The 22,554-nt window shown below is 30.2% G+C and carries 24 protein-coding genes; 6 read left to right on the top strand and 18 right to left on the bottom strand.

Annotated features, from left to right (window positions below):
- Positions 1–228 precede the first annotated feature (228 nt).
- From B2217_RS15425 to B2217_RS15380, 10 genes are all read right to left on the bottom strand, one after another.
- Entirely contained in the window at positions 229–681 is a 453-nt protein-coding gene (locus B2217_RS15425) for a copper resistance protein CopD (protein WP_180906455.1), read from the bottom strand.
- Positions 682–763: 82 nt separating this feature from the next.
- On the bottom strand, positions 764–1,063 hold the full coding sequence (locus B2217_RS15420; protein ID WP_180906456.1) for a hypothetical protein: 300 nt from the start codon (positions 1,061–1,063) through the stop codon (positions 764–766).
- 451 nt (positions 1,064–1,514) lie between these two features.
- Entirely contained in the window at positions 1,515–1,901 is a 387-nt protein-coding gene (locus tag B2217_RS15415) for a DoxX family protein (protein WP_180906457.1), read from the bottom strand.
- Between the two features lie 78 nt (positions 1,902–1,979).
- Positions 1,980–3,194 carry an NAD(P)/FAD-dependent oxidoreductase gene (locus B2217_RS15410; RefSeq protein ID WP_291123048.1) on the bottom strand — a complete coding sequence of 405 codons (1,215 nt, stop codon included), beginning with the start codon at positions 3,192–3,194 and terminating at the stop codon, positions 1,980–1,982.
- Between the two features lie 550 nt (positions 3,195–3,744).
- A complete protein-coding gene (locus B2217_RS15405; protein ID WP_180906459.1) occupies positions 3,745–4,569 on the bottom strand; it encodes an N-acyl homoserine lactonase family protein in 825 nt (274 codons plus the stop codon).
- Positions 4,570–4,637: 68 nt separating this feature from the next.
- Complete coding sequence (locus B2217_RS15400; protein ID WP_180906460.1) at positions 4,638–5,198, bottom strand: Crp/Fnr family transcriptional regulator; 561 nt, start codon at positions 5,196–5,198, stop codon at positions 4,638–4,640.
- Between the two features lie 235 nt (positions 5,199–5,433).
- Positions 5,434–6,165, bottom strand: a complete 732-nt coding sequence (locus tag B2217_RS15395) for a hypothetical protein (protein WP_180906461.1) — start codon at positions 6,163–6,165, stop codon at positions 5,434–5,436.
- A gap of 58 nt (positions 6,166–6,223) precedes the next feature.
- Positions 6,224–6,817, bottom strand: coding sequence for a Crp/Fnr family transcriptional regulator (locus tag B2217_RS15390; protein ID WP_180906462.1), 594 nt, complete (start codon positions 6,815–6,817; stop codon positions 6,224–6,226).
- 101 nt (positions 6,818–6,918) lie between these two features.
- Complete coding sequence (locus B2217_RS15385; RefSeq protein WP_180906463.1) at positions 6,919–7,929, bottom strand: hypothetical protein; 1,011 nt, start codon at positions 7,927–7,929, stop codon at positions 6,919–6,921.
- Between the two features lie 5 nt (positions 7,930–7,934).
- Entirely contained in the window at positions 7,935–8,438 is a 504-nt protein-coding gene (locus tag B2217_RS15380) for a hypothetical protein (RefSeq protein ID WP_180906464.1), read from the bottom strand.
- A 461-nt stretch (positions 8,439–8,899) separates the two neighbouring features.
- Here B2217_RS15380 and B2217_RS15375 point away from each other — a divergent pair, with 461 nt between their 5' ends.
- Positions 8,900–9,607 carry a sensor histidine kinase gene (locus tag B2217_RS15375; protein ID WP_180906465.1) on the top strand — a complete coding sequence of 236 codons (708 nt, stop codon included), beginning with the start codon at positions 8,900–8,902 and terminating at the stop codon, positions 9,605–9,607.
- A complete protein-coding gene (locus B2217_RS15370) occupies positions 9,604–10,329 on the top strand; it encodes a LytR/AlgR family response regulator transcription factor (RefSeq protein WP_180906466.1) in 726 nt (241 codons plus the stop codon). The genes B2217_RS15375 and B2217_RS15370 overlap by 4 nt, the downstream gene beginning before the upstream one ends.
- Before the next feature lie 150 nt (positions 10,330–10,479).
- Here B2217_RS15370 and B2217_RS15365 read toward each other — a convergent pair whose 3' ends face one another.
- The 4 genes from B2217_RS15365 to B2217_RS16995 form a co-directional block, all read right to left on the bottom strand.
- Positions 10,480–11,130 carry a hypothetical protein gene (locus B2217_RS15365; protein ID WP_180906467.1) on the bottom strand — a complete coding sequence of 217 codons (651 nt, stop codon included), beginning with the start codon at positions 11,128–11,130 and terminating at the stop codon, positions 10,480–10,482.
- A gap of 256 nt (positions 11,131–11,386) precedes the next feature.
- The gene (locus tag B2217_RS15360; protein WP_291123043.1) at positions 11,387–11,782 is read right to left on the bottom strand and encodes a hypothetical protein; all 396 of its coding nucleotides are present in this window, start codon (positions 11,780–11,782) and stop codon (positions 11,387–11,389) included.
- Positions 11,783–12,086: 304 nt separating this feature from the next.
- On the bottom strand, positions 12,087–12,476 hold the full coding sequence (locus B2217_RS15355) for a hypothetical protein (protein ID WP_180906469.1): 390 nt from the start codon (positions 12,474–12,476) through the stop codon (positions 12,087–12,089).
- A 254-nt stretch (positions 12,477–12,730) separates the two neighbouring features.
- Positions 12,731–12,976: a DUF7709 family protein gene (locus B2217_RS16995; RefSeq protein ID WP_422653373.1), complete on the bottom strand. Its 246-nt coding sequence runs from the start codon at positions 12,974–12,976 to the stop codon at positions 12,731–12,733.
- Positions 12,977–13,184: 208 nt separating this feature from the next.
- Here B2217_RS16995 and B2217_RS15350 point away from each other — a divergent pair, with 208 nt between their 5' ends.
- Both B2217_RS15350 and B2217_RS15345 read left to right on the top strand, forming a co-directional pair.
- Positions 13,185–15,368: a TonB-dependent siderophore receptor gene (locus B2217_RS15350; RefSeq protein ID WP_291123040.1), complete on the top strand. Its 2,184-nt coding sequence runs from the start codon at positions 13,185–13,187 to the stop codon at positions 15,366–15,368.
- A gap of 5 nt (positions 15,369–15,373) precedes the next feature.
- On the top strand, positions 15,374–16,579 hold the full coding sequence (locus tag B2217_RS15345) for a PepSY-associated TM helix domain-containing protein (RefSeq protein WP_291094767.1): 1,206 nt from the start codon (positions 15,374–15,376) through the stop codon (positions 16,577–16,579).
- A 330-nt stretch (positions 16,580–16,909) separates the two neighbouring features.
- Here the strand turns inward: B2217_RS15345 and B2217_RS15340 are convergent, their stop codons facing one another.
- The 4 genes from B2217_RS15340 to B2217_RS15325 all read right to left on the bottom strand — a co-directional run bounded on the left by B2217_RS15340 (position 16,910) and on the right by B2217_RS15325 (position 20,425).
- Positions 16,910–17,311, bottom strand: a complete 402-nt coding sequence (locus B2217_RS15340) for a VOC family protein (protein WP_291094765.1) — start codon at positions 17,309–17,311, stop codon at positions 16,910–16,912.
- Complete coding sequence (locus B2217_RS15335) at positions 17,253–18,029, bottom strand: CPBP family intramembrane glutamic endopeptidase (protein ID WP_291094763.1); 777 nt, start codon at positions 18,027–18,029, stop codon at positions 17,253–17,255. Before B2217_RS15335 ends, B2217_RS15340 begins: the two co-directional genes overlap by 59 nt.
- A gap of 394 nt (positions 18,030–18,423) precedes the next feature.
- A complete protein-coding gene (locus B2217_RS15330; protein ID WP_291094761.1) occupies positions 18,424–19,644 on the bottom strand; it encodes a serine hydrolase domain-containing protein in 1,221 nt (406 codons plus the stop codon).
- A gap of 274 nt (positions 19,645–19,918) precedes the next feature.
- Positions 19,919–20,425: a hypothetical protein gene (locus B2217_RS15325; RefSeq protein WP_291094759.1), complete on the bottom strand. Its 507-nt coding sequence runs from the start codon at positions 20,423–20,425 to the stop codon at positions 19,919–19,921.
- 447 nt (positions 20,426–20,872) lie between these two features.
- On the opposite strand from B2217_RS15325, the gene B2217_RS15320 reads away from it, so the two are divergent.
- Both B2217_RS15320 and B2217_RS15315 read left to right on the top strand, forming a co-directional pair.
- Positions 20,873–21,661, top strand: coding sequence for a tyrosine-type recombinase/integrase (locus B2217_RS15320; protein WP_371875729.1), 789 nt, complete (start codon positions 20,873–20,875; stop codon positions 21,659–21,661).
- A partial coding sequence (locus B2217_RS15315; protein WP_291123037.1) for an IS91 family transposase occupies positions 21,640–22,554 on the top strand: 915 nt, incomplete at its 3' end. The genes B2217_RS15320 and B2217_RS15315, both read left to right, overlap by 22 nt.

Below are 22,554 nucleotides of genomic sequence, written 5' to 3'. Positions count from 1 at the left end.
TTAATGTTAAAGTCAGAATGACAAAATTTATTTCTGAAAATGATTTAAGTTCTACGTAATAAGTTTTGAGGATGTAATTCTGAAAGTTGAGAGATTCAAAGCCCGTATTCAGAATTACAGAAAAGAATTACTACCACAGAGATACATAGAACTGATATGAAAAAAGAAGAGTATTACTCTATATCTCAAAATAACAACAGATTGAGATTCTATTTACCAATAATTTAATTAAATCCCTCCATATCGTACAAAACTACCTAAAATTAACATCAGTATACTAATAGTTGTTACGGCTATGATATGAAATGTCATCAGAGGAAGTTTTGAATAATCTGATTTTAGACGAGGAAGCACATAAAACTGAGCGCTTATAGCCAATAAGACAATCGTAGCAAGGCCTATGAGTTTTAGCGAGACAACACGTTCGATTGGATTTTCGAAATGAAACCAATTACTGATTTTGATGGTATAAATATAGGACATTCTTACCCCTGTAATGACCATGATTAATAAAGCAGGTAGTCCAATACGTTCGTATTTACTTTCAAAAGAAAATAACTTTTCTACCGATTTTTCTTTCCATACTTGCGGTAAAATAACTAAACTTAATATAATATGACCACCCACCCATATTGTAGCGCCTATTAAATGAAAGATTAATAATAAATGTAATTCGTGCATATTTGTTAAGATAACAACATTTGGGTTTAAGATTTTATACGAGTTTGTTATTTACAACATCATCGTGTTCTTTTCTATGACCTTATTTCACTAAAATCAATTGACTATTTTCTAAAGCCTCTAACTTATGTATAACATTAGGTTCGATAGTTATATAATCACTAGAGCTTAACTCTATTGTTTGGTCATTTTCATCAGAATACACCACTTTTCCAGTAACACATAAAAGCAGCGCAGCTATTTTTGTGGTATGCTCTTTTAAAATATTATTTTCCAATAATTGAATTGATGTTACATTACTTGACTCTCCTTTGAAAATACTTACCGCACTGACACCCTTATCATTCGCATGAATGCTATTTAAACATGACAATTTATCCATCGTGAATTATTTTATCATCTAAATTTATTTCAAATCCATCAAATATTCTACTCAATTCTATGTATATTTTCTTATTTATATTCATTAATGATTAATCATTATAGATTGCTTCTAAAGAGGTTGTTTCGTGTTATTCTCTTTATTTTTATGTTATCAGTAGTAGTAGTTTAATTTTTGATAAGAATTCAGGAGAATTGCTATATACACATGATCCAAAGGATAAAAACTTTGGAGAAAAAGTTGTTAGAGCAAACTATGATATAGATGTCTGATCAATTTTAGATTACCTACAAAATATTCGTTTTTTTTGTAAGCTTAATTTGTGCTTTTCTACGAGTAACAGGTTTTATGACATGATGGAGAAGAAGGAAAAAAAAACATAAGTGTTATATTACTTCAATTTTAATCCATCTAACTAATAATTCTTGAGGGTTTAAATTTCGAATGATGGTTATTTTTGAGTTGATTTGATTGCCCAAAACATGAATAATGGTTGTAAAAATAATCTTGCTAAACGCTTTTGATCCGTATCTAGACCAAATCCATTTCTATGATTTTTATATTGAGCCCAATTTCCAGGAAATACAGCAGCGAAAAAAACAGCTGTTATTTTTCCAACAAACTCTTTTTTTTCTTTTGGAGCTAAAATAACAGCGCTTCCTAAAGCAATTTCGGAAATCCCTGAATATACAACGGTGTCATCTTTATCTAAGGGCACCCAATTAGGAACTTGAGCTTTAAACTCTTTTCTCGCAATTGTTAAATGGGTAATACCCGCTACCACTAAAAAAGCACCTAGGCTATAACGAGCTATATTTTGTTTCGTTTTCTTTTTCATAATTATATTTATTTAATATTTACCATCCAATTAGATTAGATATTCTTTCTGATAGTAGTTATAAAATTTATTTTTTTATTATTTAGTTGGTCGATCAAAACCAAAGGTTTCTAAGCGACTATCTTTTTGGTTAAGAATAATATTTTTTAAAACTTGAGCTGCAACCATCGAAAAAGTAATCCCATTTCCTCCATAACCTAATGCAAATAATGTTCGGTCACCTTTTTTCCATGGTCCCATATAAGGTAAACCATCATTTGTGGAGCTAAAAGTTCCGCACCAAGCCATTTCGGTATTGAATTCAATTTCTGGATATAATCGACTAAACTTACGTTCAAGAGTTTTGATTTTTGTTCGAAGTAAATCATCTCTTTTATCAGGATTTTGAAAATCTTCATCTTCACCACCAACGATCAATCGATTATCTTTTGTTGTTCGCATATAAAGATAAGGTTCTGCTATCTCCCATATTAAGCTACGATTTGGCCAAACCATTTTTTCATCAATGGGAGCCGAACAAATCGCGTAAGTAGATAATAAATTCATTACTTTTTTAGGTAGAAATTGACCAGCTTCAAAACCAGTAGCAACAATTACATATTTGCACGAAATAGTATGTCCATGCTCCGTCAATAGTTCGCAATTGTTCTTATTTTCGTCTATTTTTTCCACTTTTGTATGGGTAAAAATCTGTAATTGATGTTTTTCTTGATGATACTTTAATAAATTGATAGCGCCTTTATAAGCATCCATCTGGGCAGAAGTATCATTTTGCAATGCAGCAATTCCATCAATATTTTGGTAAGTTTTCAATTGCTTAGCATCTAAATACTTCACAGGCAAACCGACTTCTGTTCTTATTGCATATTCTTCGTCTAACAATTTTACACCTTGCTGATTACTCGCTAATAAAACTGTAGGAACACGTGTAAAATCAGCATCAATATTAGTTTTTTTGAATATATTTTCTATATCTGTAATAGAATCCAAGCAATTGAAATAAGCATCAATAGCAATTTTTTTGGGAACAATATTTACTAATTTACTTAACGGGGTATCAATTTCATATTGCAATTGAGCAGTACTTGCTGCAGAACTTCCTGTAGAAATAGTTCGTTTATCGATAAGAGCGCATTCTACACCTGCTTCACATAATTCGTGCGCAACTAAAGCTCCTGTAATGCCGGAGCCAATTATAGCAACATCTATTTTAAAATCATTTCGAAGAGGATAATATAAATCAAAAAATTCGTTTTTAACAATCCAAAAAGGTAATCCAGAATGTAAATCCATATTATTTAGTTGTGTGGTTTAAAAAAACACACACTAAAACCGAGCCAATAATGTTAGTTATCAATTGTTTATTCGAATAAATAATCATATAAAATCTTTAAAATTCTGATTAATGGCTTGATGCTTACAGTGAAATAATCAATACAATTACAAGAAATTAATTATTATGGCGAAAATTAAATAGAAAAGATTATACCATACATTATATAGATTAGGTAATAAAATGGATCAGTCAGTAATTTTTTTTACATGCTTTTAACTGAGCTAAGTTTTACGAAGTACGAGAACTCGAAGAACCAAAGTTCATGAATTTAGAAAGGAGCAAGGAACTTTTTTAGATTGTTAAATTAATTAAAAAACAAAAGCAAAAAGCTTTTGGTGAATTAAATAGAGTAGAAGTTCAATTCTCCCTTCAACCACCTTCAACTAAATCAGTTGTTGCACAGTTCAAAAAAAACCTCCTTAAAATCCTTTTTAAAGAGGTTACTATTTATATTATTTTTTGTGCCTAAAATCGAAGTTGTGCGCAGGTTACCAATGTTAGCTGAAGTTATATTTCAATAGTTTTAGGGATTATATCCGAATCGTGATTGGCTATCGCTTCAATACAATTGGGTTGCGCGGCAATTTCTTTTGTCCATTTCAAAGACTTAATAACCTCTTGTTTATCTACTTGTACACCGGGTAGAATCATTTGTTCCCAAGATTTTTTGGCGTAGCCTGTATCGCTTGTCAACAATAAAAAATGTCCGTTATTCTGGATGATGGTTGAAGCCAAACCGTGTGTGTGACCAGGTGTATTAACAAACACGACCGAATTATCTCCAAATAAATCATAGGAAATATTTTGTGGACCTATATTCGATTTTTCAAAACTAAAGGTTTCCAAATTTATTCCTTCCCACATATTGGGAACGTAACGATAGGGCATTTGTTCGGCATCTCGCATTTCGATGTCGCTCACCAATATTCGTTTGGCGTTTTTTACCAATTTCAATCCGCTGACGTGGTCAGAATGCAAATGACTCAACACGAGATAATCGATATCCGAATCTTTGTAACCCAATCTTGCCAATTGTTCGTTAATTGCTTGCCCTGCTGGCAAATCAGCTTTGTTAATCAACCAATGTGCAAATCCCATGTGTTTACGCCCTTGGTCGCCAATTCTTACATCGGTATGCCAACCTGTATCAATTAAAATCAAACCTTTTGGATGTTCAATTAAATAGGCAGAAACGGGCAGCCAAACTTGATGTTTTTTACTTCTGAAAACGCCTGTATAGGAAATCGGATTCCACGTTTTTTCGCTAAATGGTAAGGAAGAATCCACTTCAACGCTGCCACAATGTAAAATATGCACTTTTATTGTTTCCATTTCTTTTGTATTGATTACACAAAATTACGTGCGAAATTCTAGCAAAAAATTGATTGAAATCAAAAAAGCTATTTTCCGGCTCGTAATCGGCTCAAGGTTTCTTGCGTCATTCCCAAATAACTTGCAATGGTATTTAGCGGAACTTTATTAAAAATAGCGGGTTTGCTTTGCATTAAATCATCAAAACGTTCTTTGGGCGTTTTAAAATGAGTGGAATAAATATGCTCCGTAAATTTTCTGATATTCTCAATTAAAAACTTTTTGTCCAATTGTAAAAGACGGGGATTTTGTTCGCAAAGTTGCTCCCAGACAGCATAATTAAGCTTTATAATCTTGGTTTCGGTAACCGATTGAATTCCAAATTTGCATTCTTTGTCATAAAATACACTTTCCACAGGAAGGCTAATTTCATTTTTTTCACAAAAAGCCAAGGTAATATCCCTTGCATCGGTTTCATAAAAAACTCGGATAATCCCTTCTTCCACGAAATATATTTTTTTTGAAAGAGAAAAAGGCTCTAAAATGATTTCTTTTTTCTGAAAATTATGCGTGGAGCAATTATTCATCAACAATTCAATTTCAGATTGAGATAAATTGATTTTTTCTGATAAAAATTGAGCAAAATTCAAGGTAATTGTTATTTGTATTTGACTTTGAGTGGTTTTATATCATTGATTAAAAATAAATTCTCAACGCACTTTCTCTTCACTAAATTATGAAAAAAACATTTAATAAAGATGTAAATACGCTGTTTTCAAATATTTTAAATATTATATAAAAAGTTGTGACAGATAGATTTTTCTGTTTATCTATTATATTCAGCATTTGCTTTCGTTAAGTTTTGCCAATATGTTAGCTGTCGTTTTATTCTTTATTATAATGATGATATAGAAAAGGGACTATTTTTTCTGTTTGTCCTGTTTCTTCAATATTATGTTTTATCCAATGTTCGGCGGTTTTTTTTGAAAATACAAATGGTAAAAAACACCAATTTATAATCCAACCTAATACTGGAATATCAACTCCAATATAGGTTTCTGCATAAAATGTTGAGCCATTTTCAGAGGGTTCATAATAATGATTGATTCTTCCCACCGTCAAAAATCCAAATTTTATTAAAAAAGTAAATTCTGTTTCATCCAGTGTTATTGTTAGCATTTTATTATTAATAATTTCGTTAAAATCATTAAACTGCTCCTGAATTTTGCTATAAGCTCCAACTGCAAAACCATTATTTTTTCCTTCTTTTGGATTACTGAGTGGTTGAACTGCAATATGATCGCGATGATGCCATAAATGGTAAAAACTAACTTCTGGACCACTAAAATTTTTTCCATTCCATGTTGTTTTTTGTGCCAAATTTTCAAACCACCATTTTATCATTTTAGGTGTCACACCTTTTGAATCTTCATGTTGAATTTGAACACGTAACGCTCCATTAAGATGTTTGGTAATATCTGTCCATTTAGCCGAAGTTTGAGTTTTGAAAAGCGAATCTCCTAGGTTTTGATGCACTTTTCTTGCAATTAGTCTATTATCTCTTAGACCCATTTTTTTGGGTGAAGACCAAATATTTTTACTGATTTTTGATTGCATAATAGTATTTTTATTCAAAATTACATTACTAACAATCTTTTTTATTGACGCATATGTGTCATTTTCCTTCGTTAATATTTTTCCGAATTCGTGTTAGAGATTGTCGTGTTATTCCAAGATATGTACATAGATGGGAGATGGTTACTCTGTTGTACATTGTAGGAAATTCTTCAACAAAATTCAGGTATCTTTCTTCCGCATTTTCATCCAATAAGGCTTCAAGACGATTAAACATTCTGGAATAAATTTGTTCAAGCATTATTCTCAAATATTTTTCAAAAAGAGGATATTTTTCTGTACAATATTCAAGATGATCGATGGGAATATTTAAAATAATAGAAGGTTCTATAGCCTGAAAACTAAACTTGCTTGGTTTTTTTTTGTTCAGTGCATCAAGGTGAACCACAAGTTTTTTTTCATCAATGAAATTTACCGTAATATCTTCTCCCTTTTCGTTGATATAAAATGCACGAAGCAAGCCAGAATAAATATAACCAATAGATTTTTGTAACACATCTGCTTCAATAAAATTTTCTTTGGGATGAAGTTCTAAGATTTCAATTTTGCTTGATAATAAAATCAATGCTTCATCTGTCAGCTTTGGGCAGATTGCTTTTATATTCTCTAAATAATTTTGAATGATTAAATTCATTAGAGTCTGTGTTAAGTTTTCTTTTAACTATAGAATCTTTAAAATTATTAAATTTAATTTTTTTAATCAAAATAAACGAAGTTATTACAAATTATATGAGCTTATTTTCGCTTTTTCACAAAAGGATTATAAGAAATACCTAGATTAAAATAAAACGAAGGATCTTGTGTCGAAGAGAAAATCTTGTCATCAAATGTGTCTTTTTTATTAAATAAACCATTTGTAATTAGCGTTTTTACTCCTGTTTTAGCGGTGATAATAAAATTGTGTTTTAATAAATATTCGTACTTCAATCCATTATTTAAATCGACTTGTCTGTATTCGTATTTTTCAGATAAATTATTAGGATTCAAATGATATAAATAAAACGTGTTAGCTTCCAATTCAGTTCCTATTGATAATCGAGAATTTTTGAAAGGATGCATTCTGAAAAGAATTTGCTTTGGTAAAATAATATCTGCAAAAAAGTCATTATTAAATCTATGTTGTAAGGTAAACATTGGAATTACAGGTGTTTTAGTACTTTCATCAATGTTCAAGCCTAATCCTACTAATATTTTAGTTCGATCTGTAGATTTTAATAAAATATTTCCTGTTACAAGTCCTTTTACCCGACCAAAATATTTATCACTACCATCAAAAATAAGACTAGAACTTAGAAAAGTAGGCTTGTTAAAAAGTTTTGTACTATAAGCCAAATTCAGGGATTCGTAATGATAATGTGCATTAATATCTACATTTTTTGTTTCTTGAAACGTTGATTTATCAAATTCTATATCCATATTGGTATTCTTATAACCAAGAGTCGTACTAAGAATCCAATTCTTTTTTTTCAAAATATTGATATTTGTACTGATATTCAGTTGCGAATAATGATTAATTCGATTTCCATCATTTTTATTTCCATCAATTTTCGAAGTAAATTTAGTTGGCGTGGCGTAAGTGTATTCTATATTCAATGGTCTTGCAACAGAAAATTGTTGCGTCAAATACATATAGGCTTTTTTGGAAATACTATCTTGTTCTTTTATTTCCTTATTGTCTTGCGCATATACATTGGTAACATTTGTTAGAAGACAAAATAATATTGTTGACGTTTTAATTAATTTCATGGCTATTATCTGGCTTGAAAAATTGTTTGTTTATAAAAATTGAAATTAAAAATTTTGTCAAAAAGATTGAATTTATGATCATTGCTAATACTTTCAATATTAATTGGTTGTTGAGAATCTTTAACAAAAACAATCCATAATTCATTCAGAAATTCTTTTTCCTTTATCATCAAAAGTTTTTGTGTGGCGATAAGCGATTCAATTTCTTCGAGTTGCTCACAAAACACAATTCCGATTGATTTGTTTTCATGTGAAATAATGCTACAATTGTATTTCAAAAAATCTTTGATCAAAATTGAATCATTGTAGATTTCTATAAACCGAATAAGGTCAACTATTTGAATAATTTTACATTCAAGTTGTTCTTCTGATAACGAAGTTTCGTCTATAAGATTATATAATTCTAATACTTTTGCTTGCGACATATTACTAATTTTTCGACGTAAATAAAAAGCAAAAAAATCAGTCCCAAATTCAATTTTATACGAACCAATGTATATTTTATACAAAACCTAAGGATTGCGGGTTTTTGTATAAAAACAGAATCATTTTGTATAAAAAAATATAATGTCTTTTATAAAGAAGTAATTTAGCAATCTAAATATTTTGAGTAATTATTATCTCTAAATAAATCAAAATGGAGGAGAAAATTATAGCTTTTTTATTGAACAAGAAATTGAAATTAGTTAGACAAATCATTTTTTTACTATTTTTCTTCATTTTCTTATATTGCTCTGGATTTTATTTAAGATTCCCCAAAGAAGACCGTATCTATTGGTTTGTTAGCGTGTACACTTTTTTTGTCATCATGTTTTACATCAACACCTATTATTTAGTTCCTAAATTTTTGGAGAGAAAATATTTGACCTATTTTTCGCTTTTAATCTGTCTAGTTATTGTAACCCTAAGTATTGTACTTTTAACGAATCGATATATCTTACATTTAAATACTCCAAAAGGTGAGTTTTTTATGTTACAGCCAATTTATGGAATTTTTACTTCGATTAGTTTTATCATGATTACAACAACAACAAGATTAGCGCAGAATTGGATTATTGACAAAGAAAAAATTATTGAATTAGAAAAACTAACGTATGAAATGGAATTATCTGAATTAAAAAATCAAATTAATCCCCATTTTTTATTTAATAATTTGAATAGCGTAAAAGCACTTATCAGAAAAAATCCCGAAGAAGCTGTGAATACAGTTGTGAAGTTGTCTGAATTTCTGCGTTTTCAGTTGTATGAAAATCGAAACAATAAAAACAATTTGTGTCAAGAGATTTTATTTCTTACCAATTATTTGGAATTAGAGCAAAAAAGACGGGACGATTTTACGATAAAAATCAACAATAACATTGATTATGAGTCACTTAATCAACGTTTAATACCATCAAATTTATTCACTGTTTTTATCGAAAATGCGGTTAAACATAGTGTCGATGTTAATGATAATGCGTCTTATATTAATATCAATTTTAGCATAATAAATCTTATGTTGCATTTTGAATGTAGCAATTCTATCTGTCCAGATTTTAAAATTTCTGGCACAAAAAATAAAGGAATTGGTCTTACGAATATCAAAAGAAGATTAGAACTTTTATATGGCAAGAGCTATGAGTTGAAGCTAAAAAAGAATGAAAAAGAATTTGTTGTTAACTTAAATCTACCTTTATGAAATGTATTATAATTGATGATGAACCTCTTGCACGTGAGGAATTATCGGAGGAACTTACTAGTTTTGAATCCGTTGAAATTATTGGAAGTTTTGGTAATACAATCAAAGCGCTTGATTTTACTAAGAACAATCACGTCGATTTAGTTTTTTTGGATATTGAAATGCCAACCATAAATGGTCTGGAACTCGCAAAACAATTGTCTACGAATACATTATTTATTTTTACGACGGCTTATCCACAGTTTGCGATTGATGGCTACGAGTTAGATGCGATAGATTATTTATTGAAACCTATTTCGCAAGAACGGCTAAAAAAAGCAATTAATAAAGCAGAATTATTGCATCAATTATTATCAGATAATACCATAAAATCAACAATTGAATCTAATTCAGCTCAATTTATGTTTATCAAAGCAGACCGAAGATTTCATAAACTAAACTTTGAGGATATTACACATATCGAAGCTTTGAAAGATTATGTCATCATTTATACGGACAAACAAAAGTTGATAACCGCTATGAATCTGAAAACGATGCATACAAAGCTTCCAAACACAAGCTTTTATAGAGTGAGCAAATCCTATATTGTGAATAAGAATCACATCACTTCTTTTGATTATAACACTTTGTACATCGATGATGTTGCGATTGCAATAGGTTCTACTTATCGTAAATTATTTTTTGATAATTATGGCGAAGGTTATATAAAAATGGAGGATTGAGGCAAAACAACTGACAATACGTTTAATGTTAGGGATTATTAGTCCATCTTATATCCTGGCTTTTTGTAGTTTTTTGGTTTTAATTAAATATTGCCAATTTCTATTTAACCATACATTTTACCATGCCAATGTTACCTGCAGGCGTTTTAGTTATTTTAGGTCATATGAATATCCTATTTCTTTCAGGTCCTTTTCAAGTTGTTTCCAATCTTCAAGTTCCTCTACGATTGTTAAAACCATTTCTTTTGTTAAGGTTTTCCCGTTATATATTTCTGTTACGGTTTTTAATGGGATTCCAGTTTCTATAAAACTTTCTTCAAAATATTCAGTAGCCCAATCAATGTAAGTTTGTGGATTACCATCAAAAATTTCTAAAAATTCATCAGATCCATCTTGAAAATGTTCAAGTTTTCCGATTTTCCATTTATTTTGTTTTGTAGTCCAAATGCAGAATGTTGATCCAATTGATTGTACAGGTTCTCCAAATATAAACTCATTAAATATTTCAGGCATTTCCTGAGTTAATTTTTCTTTTGCAGGAAGTTTTTCTTCGAAATCATAGAGCTCGTGAGCAAACCCATTTATTACACAACCTTCTTGCACAAATAAAATTAGCATTTGGTCTCCTTCACCATTTCTCATTTCGAAAAATTCTTCATTTTCTGACCACTTGTCATTATACGAATAGTAACGATATTCCCATTCTTGCGAAAGAATAGCATCTAAGACAGAGATTGCTTTGCAAATTGACTTTAGTTTTCTTGGATCAGGGAGTGAATTAATATTTTTAGTTGATATCATTTTGTCAAGTATGTTCGATTTACGCTTGCAGCTAACATTGCTTTTTTACGAAACTACTATAGTTTTAGTTTTGTAAAAAACACCTATATCTATCTTCCGTATTATTATTCCAAACATACAACAACTATTTTACAATAAATTACGATTTCTTGTAAAAACAAAAACCTAGCTTAAAAAAACTTAGCGAGGTTTTACAGTTTATTTTTTATCTGAAATGTCTATTTATGTAACAGTTAGCTATGTTTTCAGAAATGTTTTATTCTACTTCATTCAATTTATTTAAAAAAACAGTAAGCTTTTCCTCATCTATAGAAAAATCTTTTTTAATAACATTATTTTCAGTGAGGGCAAAGATTAATTGATTTCTCCCTACAATTTTACTACTTTTAAATTGTTTTTCTTGGAGTATAAAAGTAACTTTATTTGTAAACTTACCGTTTCCTAAAGGTTGGATTTCTCCTTTAATTATTTCAACATTTTTTAAGTTGTAGATGTAGAAATTATTTCCATTCTTTTGATAATTAAATGCTATTTGATTATTTAGGAAAATATTTTCTTTATCAAACTTAACGGCTGTAATGTTTTGTTTTTGAGCTAAAATAATTTGATATGGCAATAAGAATAGAATCAAAAAGATACTAAAGTGTTTCATTAATTTTATATTATTATAGTTAGTTTTTTATCAAGCATTTCTACTAAAAAAACTTTGCAAAGGCAGGAATTCGAAGAACTAAAGTTCATGAATTCAGAACCAAAGCAAAGAGCTTTTGGTGAATTAAATAGAGTAGAAGTTCAATTCTCCCTTCAACCGCCATTCAACTAAACCAGTTGTTGTACAGTTCAACAATAAATCTCCTTAAAATATTTCTATAGAGGTTATTATTTATATTATTTTGTGTTTTTGTATTTAAAATTGGAAATGTGAAATAGCTACCAATGTTGGCTGAGTTATATTATTATTTTTTTATAAAAGGTGAATTTTCAAGACATTCTTCAGTATTACATAATATAAATCTGTCATTTCCTTGAAATTTAATTATACCGTTTGTAACATTTCCAATCGGTATATCAACAATTTCTCCACTACAGTCAGGTTTAGAGTTTGTCCTAAGCCTTGTATCAGTCATTTTATAAATGTTCTCTTCTAATTTTTTAATAATAAATTTATTATTTGTTTCCTCTTCTCCAGATATTGATATTCTATTACCTTTATTATCAATAATCCAAGTTTCAATACAACCATCAAAATCAGCTTCCCAAGTTCCAATTATTGGAGATATACTATTATTCGTAGCACAAGAGTTTAATGATATTAAAGTTATAATTAAGGTGATTTTTTTTATCATAATTTTTTTATAAAGTCATGGAATAATTACAGCCAACACTATTTTCGTAAAATTAAACTCAAATATACAAACAAAATTAGATTGTATACCTTATTGTATAAAATTAACAACCTCCCTAAAATCGCTTTTAAAAAGGTTATTATTTATTCTATTTTGTGTTTTTGTACCTAAAATTGGAGTTGTGAAACAGTTACCGATGTTGTGCGATGGTTATTGATTGGGGTTTTCCTTAATTTCAAAAATATACTCTTTTTTCAATTTAGGTTTGATAGTTGCATTCTTATAAGTTCCTTTGATTTGCAATTCTGTATCCTAATTTCCTTTGGTAAGTTTAAATTGTACAGGACTTTTTGCTTTAATGATATTTTTCTCTCGAAATCTGATATTTTTTCATTTTTATTATACAAATCTATATTATGAAGCATAGTTGCTACAGGACCAGTCTGAACTACATTACCATTTTTTAATTTCACTTCAGGTAATATTTCATTTTCTTGAATTATTTTTTGATCATTTTAGCTAACGTATTTTTGATTTTAACATATTTTGAAGTTTTATTCATTAAAAATATTGTTTTACTAATTATGGGTTGGTATCAAAATATAATAAATAAAACTTAATTATTGGAGGATTTAAAATAAGAAAAAACTATAAAATTTATTTAGAATAAATAAGAATAATGAAATAGCTTTGTTAAAATTTTTTAAAATGAAAAAAGTAACAATAGTACTTTCATTATTATATGCATCTATTTCCTTTGCACAAGAAAAGGATTCAATACAGACCAATACTTTAGGCGAAGTAATTATCAATACATTTATTAAAAAGGATACCGATACTTCAAATAAAATGCCGTTGAAATTCATTGAAAATCCACAAGTTTTTTCGAGTATTGATAAATCAGTTTTAGAACATCAGGTCATTTTTACAGTTGACGATGCTTATCGTAATGTAACAGGTTTACAAAAAATGTGGAATTCTACTGGACGTTCTGGTGATGGAGGAGCTTATGTAACTTTAAGAGGTTTTGTTTCCAATAACTCTTTACGTAACGGTTTGGTAGCACCTGTTTCTACAACTATTGATGCTGTAAATTTGGAAAGATTGGAAGTTTTGAAAGGACCTTCCGCTACGATGTTTGGTAGTAATGTTACTTCGTATGGTGGAGTTGTAAATAGAATTACAAAAAAACCGCATGAGAATTTTGATGGATCTGTGAGTATTGCAGGTGGAAGTTATAATTATTATCGAACTTCTGCAGATGTAAATGCTCCGATTACAAATGATAATAAATTATTATTCAGAATTAATACTGCTTATACAAATTCTGGTACTTTTCAGAAAAAAAATAGTGGAAATGAATATTTTGCTTTTGCGCCTTCATTGCGATACAAACCAAATGATCGATTAGATATTAATGTTGATTTTGAGATGTACGAAAATAATGCAATGGCAGAGCAAATGTTTTTTTACTTAGCTGGTAATCCTTCTTTAGGGATTAATAATATGAATGATGTAGAACGAGTTTTAGGATTAGATTATAAACAATCTTATGTTGGTGATGGTCTTAAAGCAAAATCAAAGGTTAGAAATATATTTGGTCAAGTAAATTATATAATTGATGATCATATAAAATCATCTACAAATATTAGTACTGCTTATTCTCAATCGAATGGATTTAGCCCATATTTTTATGTAGCTCCAGAAAGTACATATACTAAAAACCCATTAGATACAGAATTAGGCGTTATGCGTGCTGATCAATCAACAAGAGACAGTAAAAAAACAACTTTTCAAATTCAACAAAATTTTAATTTCGATTATACATTTGGTAAAATGAGAAATAGAACGGTTATTGGTTTAGATTATATGCAAACGAAAGATAATCAGCTATTTATTTCTGGTGACTTTGATTGGGTTCCGTTTAAAAATGGAAATTATTCTAACATGAATAATCATACTTTACAAGATTTTTATAATACTTCAAATTCGGTTGGTGAATATCCAGTTATTGGTGAATTAAATACGTATAGTGGATACATTTCAAATGTTTTTACGCCAGTAGAGGGATTAAATATTTTGGCTTCTGTTCGTTACGAGAACAATGATTCTAAAGAAGGATTATTATATAGTAATGTTACAAAAGCATATTCTCAAGCAGCTTGGTCTCCAAAGCTTGGATTTGTATATGAATTTGTTCCAAGTAAATTCTCGGTTTTTGGTAATTACCAAAATAGTTTCAAAAGCAATGGATATTATACAATAGACAAACAAAATAATGTTGCATTGTCTGATCCTGAAAAAGCAAACCAATTTGAAGGAGGTTTAAAAATGAATATTTTTAACAATAAGATTAATGCGACTTTAAGTTATTATACTATCAATGTCAAAAATTCTTTGTTATATACAGGAGAATATACTGATACTTTTCAATCTGTTCAATCTCAATCAGGAAAAGTGAAAAGTGAAGGGGTTGAATTAGAGGTTAATGCATATTTGGTAAAAGGATTTTCGTTCGTAGGTGGTTTGGCCTATAATAATGCGAAAGTTACAGAAAATCCTACAAATGAATCGTTGGTTGGAACAAGACCAACAACTGCAGGATCTGAATGGTTAGCGAATTTTAATGCAAGTTATCAATTCTTAGATGGTGCTATCAAAGGATTTGGTTTCGGAATAGGAGGTAATTATGCAAGCAAAAATCAAGTGAATAGTACATTCTATTTACCTGAATATTTTATCGTAAATGCAAATGCATTCTATGATGCGAAGAAATTTAGAGTAGGTGTAAAAGTAGATAATCTGACAAACGAGCATTATTGGATTGGTTATACAACAGCTAATCCACAACAGTTAGTAAATGTTTCGGGAAGTCTTACATTCAAATTTTAATCGAAATGGCTTCCAAGCAAAAATCATCAAAAAAAGGAGGTAAACTGAAAAAAATATTTGGAAAACTTCATCTCTGGTTTGGGTTAATTATTGGATTAATAATTTTTATTGTTTCAATAACTGGAGCGTTATATGTTTTTAAAGATGAATTCGAAAACATAGCTCGTAAGGATGTTATCTATCATCAAGAAAAAGATATTGAGCATAAAAATGTAATTCCTATTCGTCAATTAGAAAAATTAGTTGACGAGCAAACCAAAGAAAAATATTCTATTCATTGGGTGAATATACCTCTGGATAAAAACATGTCGTATATGTTTTATTGGTATGAACATGATGTAAATGCTTGGAATTATTTTGATGAATTTCCTATCTATAAACAAGCTTATGTAAATCCATATACAGGGAAAGTTTTAAGAGTTTATGACGAAAAAAATGGATTCTTCAATATTGTAAAAATGATACATTGGAGTTTCTTATTAAAACAGAGCTGGGGAAGTTACGTGGTAGGAATTCCTGTTATTATCTTTATTTTTATGTTAATCAGCGGTATTGTATTATGGTGGCCAAAAAATAAAGCGGCTAAAAAACAACGCTTCTGGTTCAGATGGAAAGACATAAAAAATTGGAAACGTAAAAATTATGATCTTCATAATATATTAGGATTTTATTCTTCAATTTTTGCATTAATCTTTTCTATAACAGGGTTATTTTATGCATTTTTTATTGTTCAAGCAACTATTTATGTGATTTTTTCAGGAGGTAATACTGCATATCCAGATTTTTCTCATATCAAAACAACTGCGCCAATAGAATTAAGACAAGAGTCTACACTCGATAAGATTATTGAAACTGTAAAAACCAACTATCCTAACTCGTATGGTTTTTCTATTGATTTAGGACATGAACATATGGACGATCACGAACATCCAAATTTTGAAGTTTATGTTGCACACAAAAAACAAGTTTATTATAGCAGTAGTAGCTTAATTTTTGATGAAAATTCAGGTAAATTATTGCATACACATGATCCGAAAGATAAGAATTTTGGAGAAAAAGTTGTTGGTGCAAATTATGATATACATGTCGGATCAATTTTAGGATTACCTACAAAAATATTGGCCTTTATAGTAAGTTTAATTTGTGCAACTTTACCTGTCACAGGTTTTATAATTTGGTGGGGAAGAAGGAAGAAAAAGAAAAAAGCATAAGTTTTATTTTATTTCAATTTTAATATATCTAACTAATAACCCTCAAATTCATTTTAAATAGAATTTGAGGGTTATTTTTATCAAACGATTGATTTTCTAACTTTAATTACTTAATATCTTTTACTTTATTTACAAATCCAGAATAAATAGGCTATTTTGTCCTTCAAAAAAAATACATACAAATCAGAGGTATATCTTATTGTATAAAACTAAAACCTCCCTAAAATCGCTTTTATAGAGGTTACTATTTATACTATTTTGTGTTTTTGTACCTAAAATAGGAGTTGTGCAACAGTTACCTATGCTAGCTGTAGCCCGAATGTTTTCAACTTATTTCTTGTTTAGTTTTTCGGCAAATGCTATTATGTGTCCGTCAATGTCTGAAAAATAGCAAACTCTGTTGCCCCAATCTCGGTGTTCAATTTCGCTTATTAGTTTTGCTCCAATTTTTGTTGCGTTGTCAAATTCGAGTTCGATGTTTTCAACATAAAAGTAAAGTTCGCATCTTGGTATTTCGTTTCCTTGGTCTGGGTGTGGTGTGGTGTCCGAAAGTTTTTTTACAATTCCTTTGTTAGGCATTAAATCTAATTTACGATTTTCGGCAAGTTTAAATTCTGTCATTCCTGGAACGTTCAAATTAGTATTTTGTCGAAATAATTTTGTATAAAAATTATCACTTGCTTTTTGTTCGTTTACATAAAGTATCGTTTCGATTAGTTGAATATGTTTCATTTGTTTTAGTTAGCGTGAGTTTTACAAATGTTAGGAATAAAATTGCGAGTATTATCGCTCCCAAATATCCTTCGCTCCCATAAATCCAGTGTTCGTTAAGATTACTTTGAATTGTGAAATAATTGTTTCCAAAATGAAGTCCGATAGGAAGCCAAATTGTTCTGAAATAGAAATACACAATCGTTAAAAAAGCTCCTGCGAAAAATAAAGTCGGACCCGTTTTTATCATATTGATTTCGGGATTGAGTAAGTGAACCAACATAAATAGTAATCCAATAGTTATAGAAATATTTATTGCCGATAAATGGCGATTACAGTAATTAAGAAAGATTCCCCGAAACCAAAGTTCTTCCCAAGCTACGATTGCCAAGGTTACAAAAATAGAAGTTACCGTAAATGTCGTTTCTAATTTAAGTTCGCTGAAAGTTGTTGCTCCTGTTAAAATCCCTGCCAAAATCGGACAGACTGCAATGATTCCACCTGCTATAATTCCAATAGGAAGGAAATAAATTTTTCTTAAACACCAAAAATTTTTGATTTCGGTATTTAGATTGAAGATTTTTGTGGTCGTAATATTTACAAGCACGAACAAAGCTAAAACTATAAAAGCCGAATTTAACCAATCAGGAGTTTTGAAAAGTTGGGCAATGCCCATTACCAACATTCCTATAATTAAGAATATTAAAATTGTGAGATAGCTTTTTAGTTTTGGGTTCAATTTTGAGTACGTTTTTTTGTGGCGTGAGTTTGGAATGGGTTACAGCCGCGGCTTGGCGATAGTACGGGCTTGAATTGAGCGATAGTTCAATTCATATCAAAAAGAGCAAAGCTGTGATCCTTTTTGTAAATTTAATAAAAAATACAAAAGCAAACAGCTTTTGGAGAATTAAATAGAGTGGAAGTTCAATTGTTTATTAAACAGGTTTTTAGCTGTTTTCACACAGCTTAAAAATTAAACTCAAATATACAAACAAAACTACATGGTACACTTTGTTGTGCAAAATACAAAATCTCCCTAAAATCGCTTTTAAAGAGGTTGTTATTTATACTATTTTGTGTTTTTGTACCTAAAATAGGAGTTGTGCAACAATTCCCCTTGTTTCTTCAGGCTTTTATTTACTAATTGTGTTTTCATAATCTGATAAAGATTTCCATATTTCCTCTATTTCGGGCCATACATTATCGGTAAAATCAGTGTCAGTATTTACCAGAACTATTTTGCCTATCTTGGTTATTGGATTAAAATACATTGCTGTGAAGACTCCTGGATCAGAACCATTATGACCAATCAGATCATTTTCAATTTTTAAAAAATCATCACGAAACTCTATGAAAACTCCATAATTTTCCGTTTTCCCATTTTCTATAAACTTCTGTTTTTCAAAAAGTTTTCTATAACTTTCTTTGTTTAATAATTTCCCATTCCTTTCGTATCCATTTATTAATTCGGATAAAAATAATCCTAAATCATTACTTGATGTAAGAAATCCTCCATCTGCATATGTTATAAGTGAATATTCGGCAATCATTTTTTCTTTATATGCAAATAACCTTGAGCGCTTTGTTGGGTCAATATCTACTGATGTCCAACCAGAATTATTCATTTTCAATGGTTTCAGAATGTAGTTTTGTGTAAACGTACGGTAATCTTGTTTAGTTGCAGATTCTATAACCAAAGCGCAAAGAGCAGCTGCAATATTGGAATATTCACGATTCTCGCCAGGTTTTGAGTTTAAAAATGAATTCTTTTGATACCATTTTCCGTTTTCCGTTAAACTATTTTCGATGAATTCACGTAATTCAATATTTGTTTCTGGTTTGTTGAAATAACTGTAAACTCCTTCATTTTCGTCATGTTTGTCTTTGGTTAAAACATAAGATTTTGCATAAATTTCATCAAGGTCGGTAATGGAAGAAGTATGATAAGCTAAATGCTTAATTAAAATAGGAACTTGGGGATGATTTGGGTTGATAATCTTAAATGGTAAATATTTATTAATTGGGTCGTTAAGATTTAGTTTTCCCAATTCTTGAGCTTTGAGTAATGAAATTCCTATAAGTGTTTTGGATATCGAAGCTATATTTTGAATTGTATTGGATGTATATGGTTTGTTTTGTTCTATATCTGCAAATCCGAGCCCTTTATCGTAAATCAATCCTTTATCGTTCACGATAGAAACAGAAAATCCTTTAATTTCATCTTTTTGGTATGCTAATTCTAAATTTTCGGTTAGTACATCATTTATTGTATTATGATGTTTTTGACTTTTCTGAATAGTTGTACAAGAAAACAGCAGAGTAGAAGAGATAAAAATTAAAAGTATGTTTTTCATAATTTTCATTTTGTTACAGTCGTTTGATTAAAGCTTGTAGGTAACATATTTTTTTTACGAAGTGAAATAAAGTTTCGTAAAATTAAATTCAAATATACAAACAAAACTACATTTTACACCTTATTGTGTAAAATAAAAAACTCACTTATAAATACTTAGCAAGATTATATATCTATTGTTTTTTGTCTTCAATAGTTTTTTCAATACATCTCTAGTCCTTCAAACAAAACGAAAGTCAGTATTATTTACTATAGAATTTTACAAATATGTTATTTTATATCATTAAGTCTAAGAAACGTATTATAAGTTCTCCTATTTTCTCATGATCATACTTTTCAATTTCTAATATTTTTATTTTCAGTTCTATGATTGATCTTCGTAATTCACCTCCTTCTTCTGGATAATATTCGTGTAATATAAAATCAGTCAAGCTATAAATAAAGTCCAATATTTCCTTAATTTCAGATTCATTTTCAGCGATGTCAAGTTTGTTTGTTAATTTTCTAATGAGATTAGAAAATTCCACTTCATCTTTCTCCTCGAATAATCCCAAATAGGCAAATTCTGATAAAGTTCCTATTCCATAGTATTTATGAAAATCATTCTTGTCAATCAATTGATTAGTTTGTTCAAAATATGATTGTTTTGTCTTGTCATGAAAATTAGATGTTAGTTCATGAAATATTAAATGCTTTTTTTGATAATCATCAAATGCACTCTCAGTACTTTGCAAATGGGGTATTTCTTTTCTAAAAAATACAAGAAACTCTTGTACATTCATATTTTGCTATTTATAGATATTATCTCTTTGATTACGATTCTACACGAAGTAAAATATAGTTTAGTTCTATAAAATTACTACTAAATATTCAATTAAGCTTTTAACAATAAACTACGGTCTCCCACAAAAACAAAAAAAACTTCCTAAAATTTCTTCTAGAGAGGTTGTTATTTATGATATTTAAAATTAGAGTTGTGCAACAGTTACCAATGTTGAACTAAACCTCCAGTAGCTTTCGCTGCGATGATTTCGTACCTTAGTATATTAATATTAAACAATTGATACTATGGTAACTAAAAAAAATCTCCGGAGGAATTAAGAGCGAACAAATACATTAATCGCGCTTGTAGTGAAATTACGGGTTTTTCTGAACTTCTGCAACGTTTTCAGCGAAATATTTCCATTTTAGGCAGAAGCCAGCGTACTTTCGAGAATTATTCTCGGCATGTGGCGGCAATGGCGTTGCATTTTGGAATTCTTCCTACGGAATTACATCCCGAGCAGGTTAAAGATTACTTATTTGAACTGCAGCAACGTTCTTTAAGTCCTTCGCAATCATACTTTAAACATACGGTTTACGGACTTCGATTTCTTTTAAAAACAGAGAATCTTCCTTACGATTATCTTCATTTACCATCGATTCCAAAAGAGAAAAAGCTTCCTGTTGTTTTAAGTCGAGAAGAGATTTGGAAGATGCTTCAAAGTGCAGAACTGCTAAAACATCGTGTTTTAATTGGCTTGATTTACGGCTGTGGTTTACGCTGTATGGAAGTTCGGAACATAGAATTAAAGCATTTAGATTTCGATCGAAAACAACTTCATATCGTTCAAAGTAAAGGAAAAAAAGATCGATATGTTCCTTTATCTGATCATTTGATACGGGGAATAAAAAGATATATTTCAGCCGAACATCCCACTACTTTTTTATTTACAGGAAACACGAAAGATGCCAAGGGTTTTGATTCTCGTTACAGTCAACGCGGTGTTCAATGGGCAGTTCAATCTATCAGTAAAAAAGCAGGTATTTTAAAAGATGTGCACACGCATACTTTGCGCCATAGCTATGCCACGCATTTATTAGAAGATGGCGTAAATATCCTTCAAGTTCAGAAATTGATGGGGCATGAACGGGTGGAGACCACTATGGAATATTTACATGTTTGCCAATTGGAGCAACAAAAAGTACACAGTCCACTTGATACCGTTTTTGCTTTATGCAGCCGCAGTGGGAAGTAGCCCATGTATTGCAAAAAGTAGATTTATCCAACCAAAACTTTACCGTTCATCAAGAGAAAACGTTAAGGGCATTAACGTTGTGCAGAACTTCAGCGTTGGGCGGTCATGTAGATGCTTGCGATGCTTGCGGAAACATCAGTATTAGTTACAACAGCTGCCGCAATCGGCATTGTCCAAAATGTCAGGGACACAAACGCGAAGAATGGATACAGGCACGCGCGCAAGATTTGTTGCCTTGTTCGTATTATCATTTGGTTTTTACTTTGCCCGATACGCTTAACGGTTTAACGATCTCACATCCGCAAATTATTTATCGCTTGTTGTTTGAATCTGTGTGGGCTAGTTTATCTCAATTTGGCAAAACCGAAGGTTTGCAATTGGGCATGATTGCTATTTTACATACCTGGGGCCAAAATTTAAGTTTGCATCCGCATCTGCATTGCATTGTTCCAGGCGGCGGAATTGATAATAATGGCAAGTGGAGACGAAAAATAAAAACCGATAAATACTTGTTTGCAGTAAAAGCATTAAGTAAGGTTTTTCGAGCCAAATATGTAGCGTTGTTACGCAAAGAAAAGCTTGCCGAGGGGCACATCTTAGAAAGTTTGTTTGAAAAGCATTGGGTTGTTTATGCCAAACGGTCATTTGGCGGCCCAAAACAAGTGATTGAGTATCTGGGTAGATATACCCACAAGGTAGCCATTAGCAACCATCGCATTACAAATGTAACCCATCAAGAAGTTACTATCAATTATAAAGATTATAGAGACGGAAGTGAAACCAAGCAACTCACATTAAAAAACGAAGAATTCGCCCGCCGTTTTAGCTTGCATGTTTTACCGAAACGATTTGTTCGCATACGGCACTACGGAATTTTAAGCAGCAGTTGGAAA

This window comes from Empedobacter sp. UBA7620 (assembly GCF_002484185.1).
Taxonomy (GTDB): domain Bacteria; phylum Bacteroidota; class Bacteroidia; order Flavobacteriales; family Weeksellaceae; genus Empedobacter; species Empedobacter falsenii_C.
This window is presented reverse-complemented; position numbering and strand designations above follow the sequence as displayed.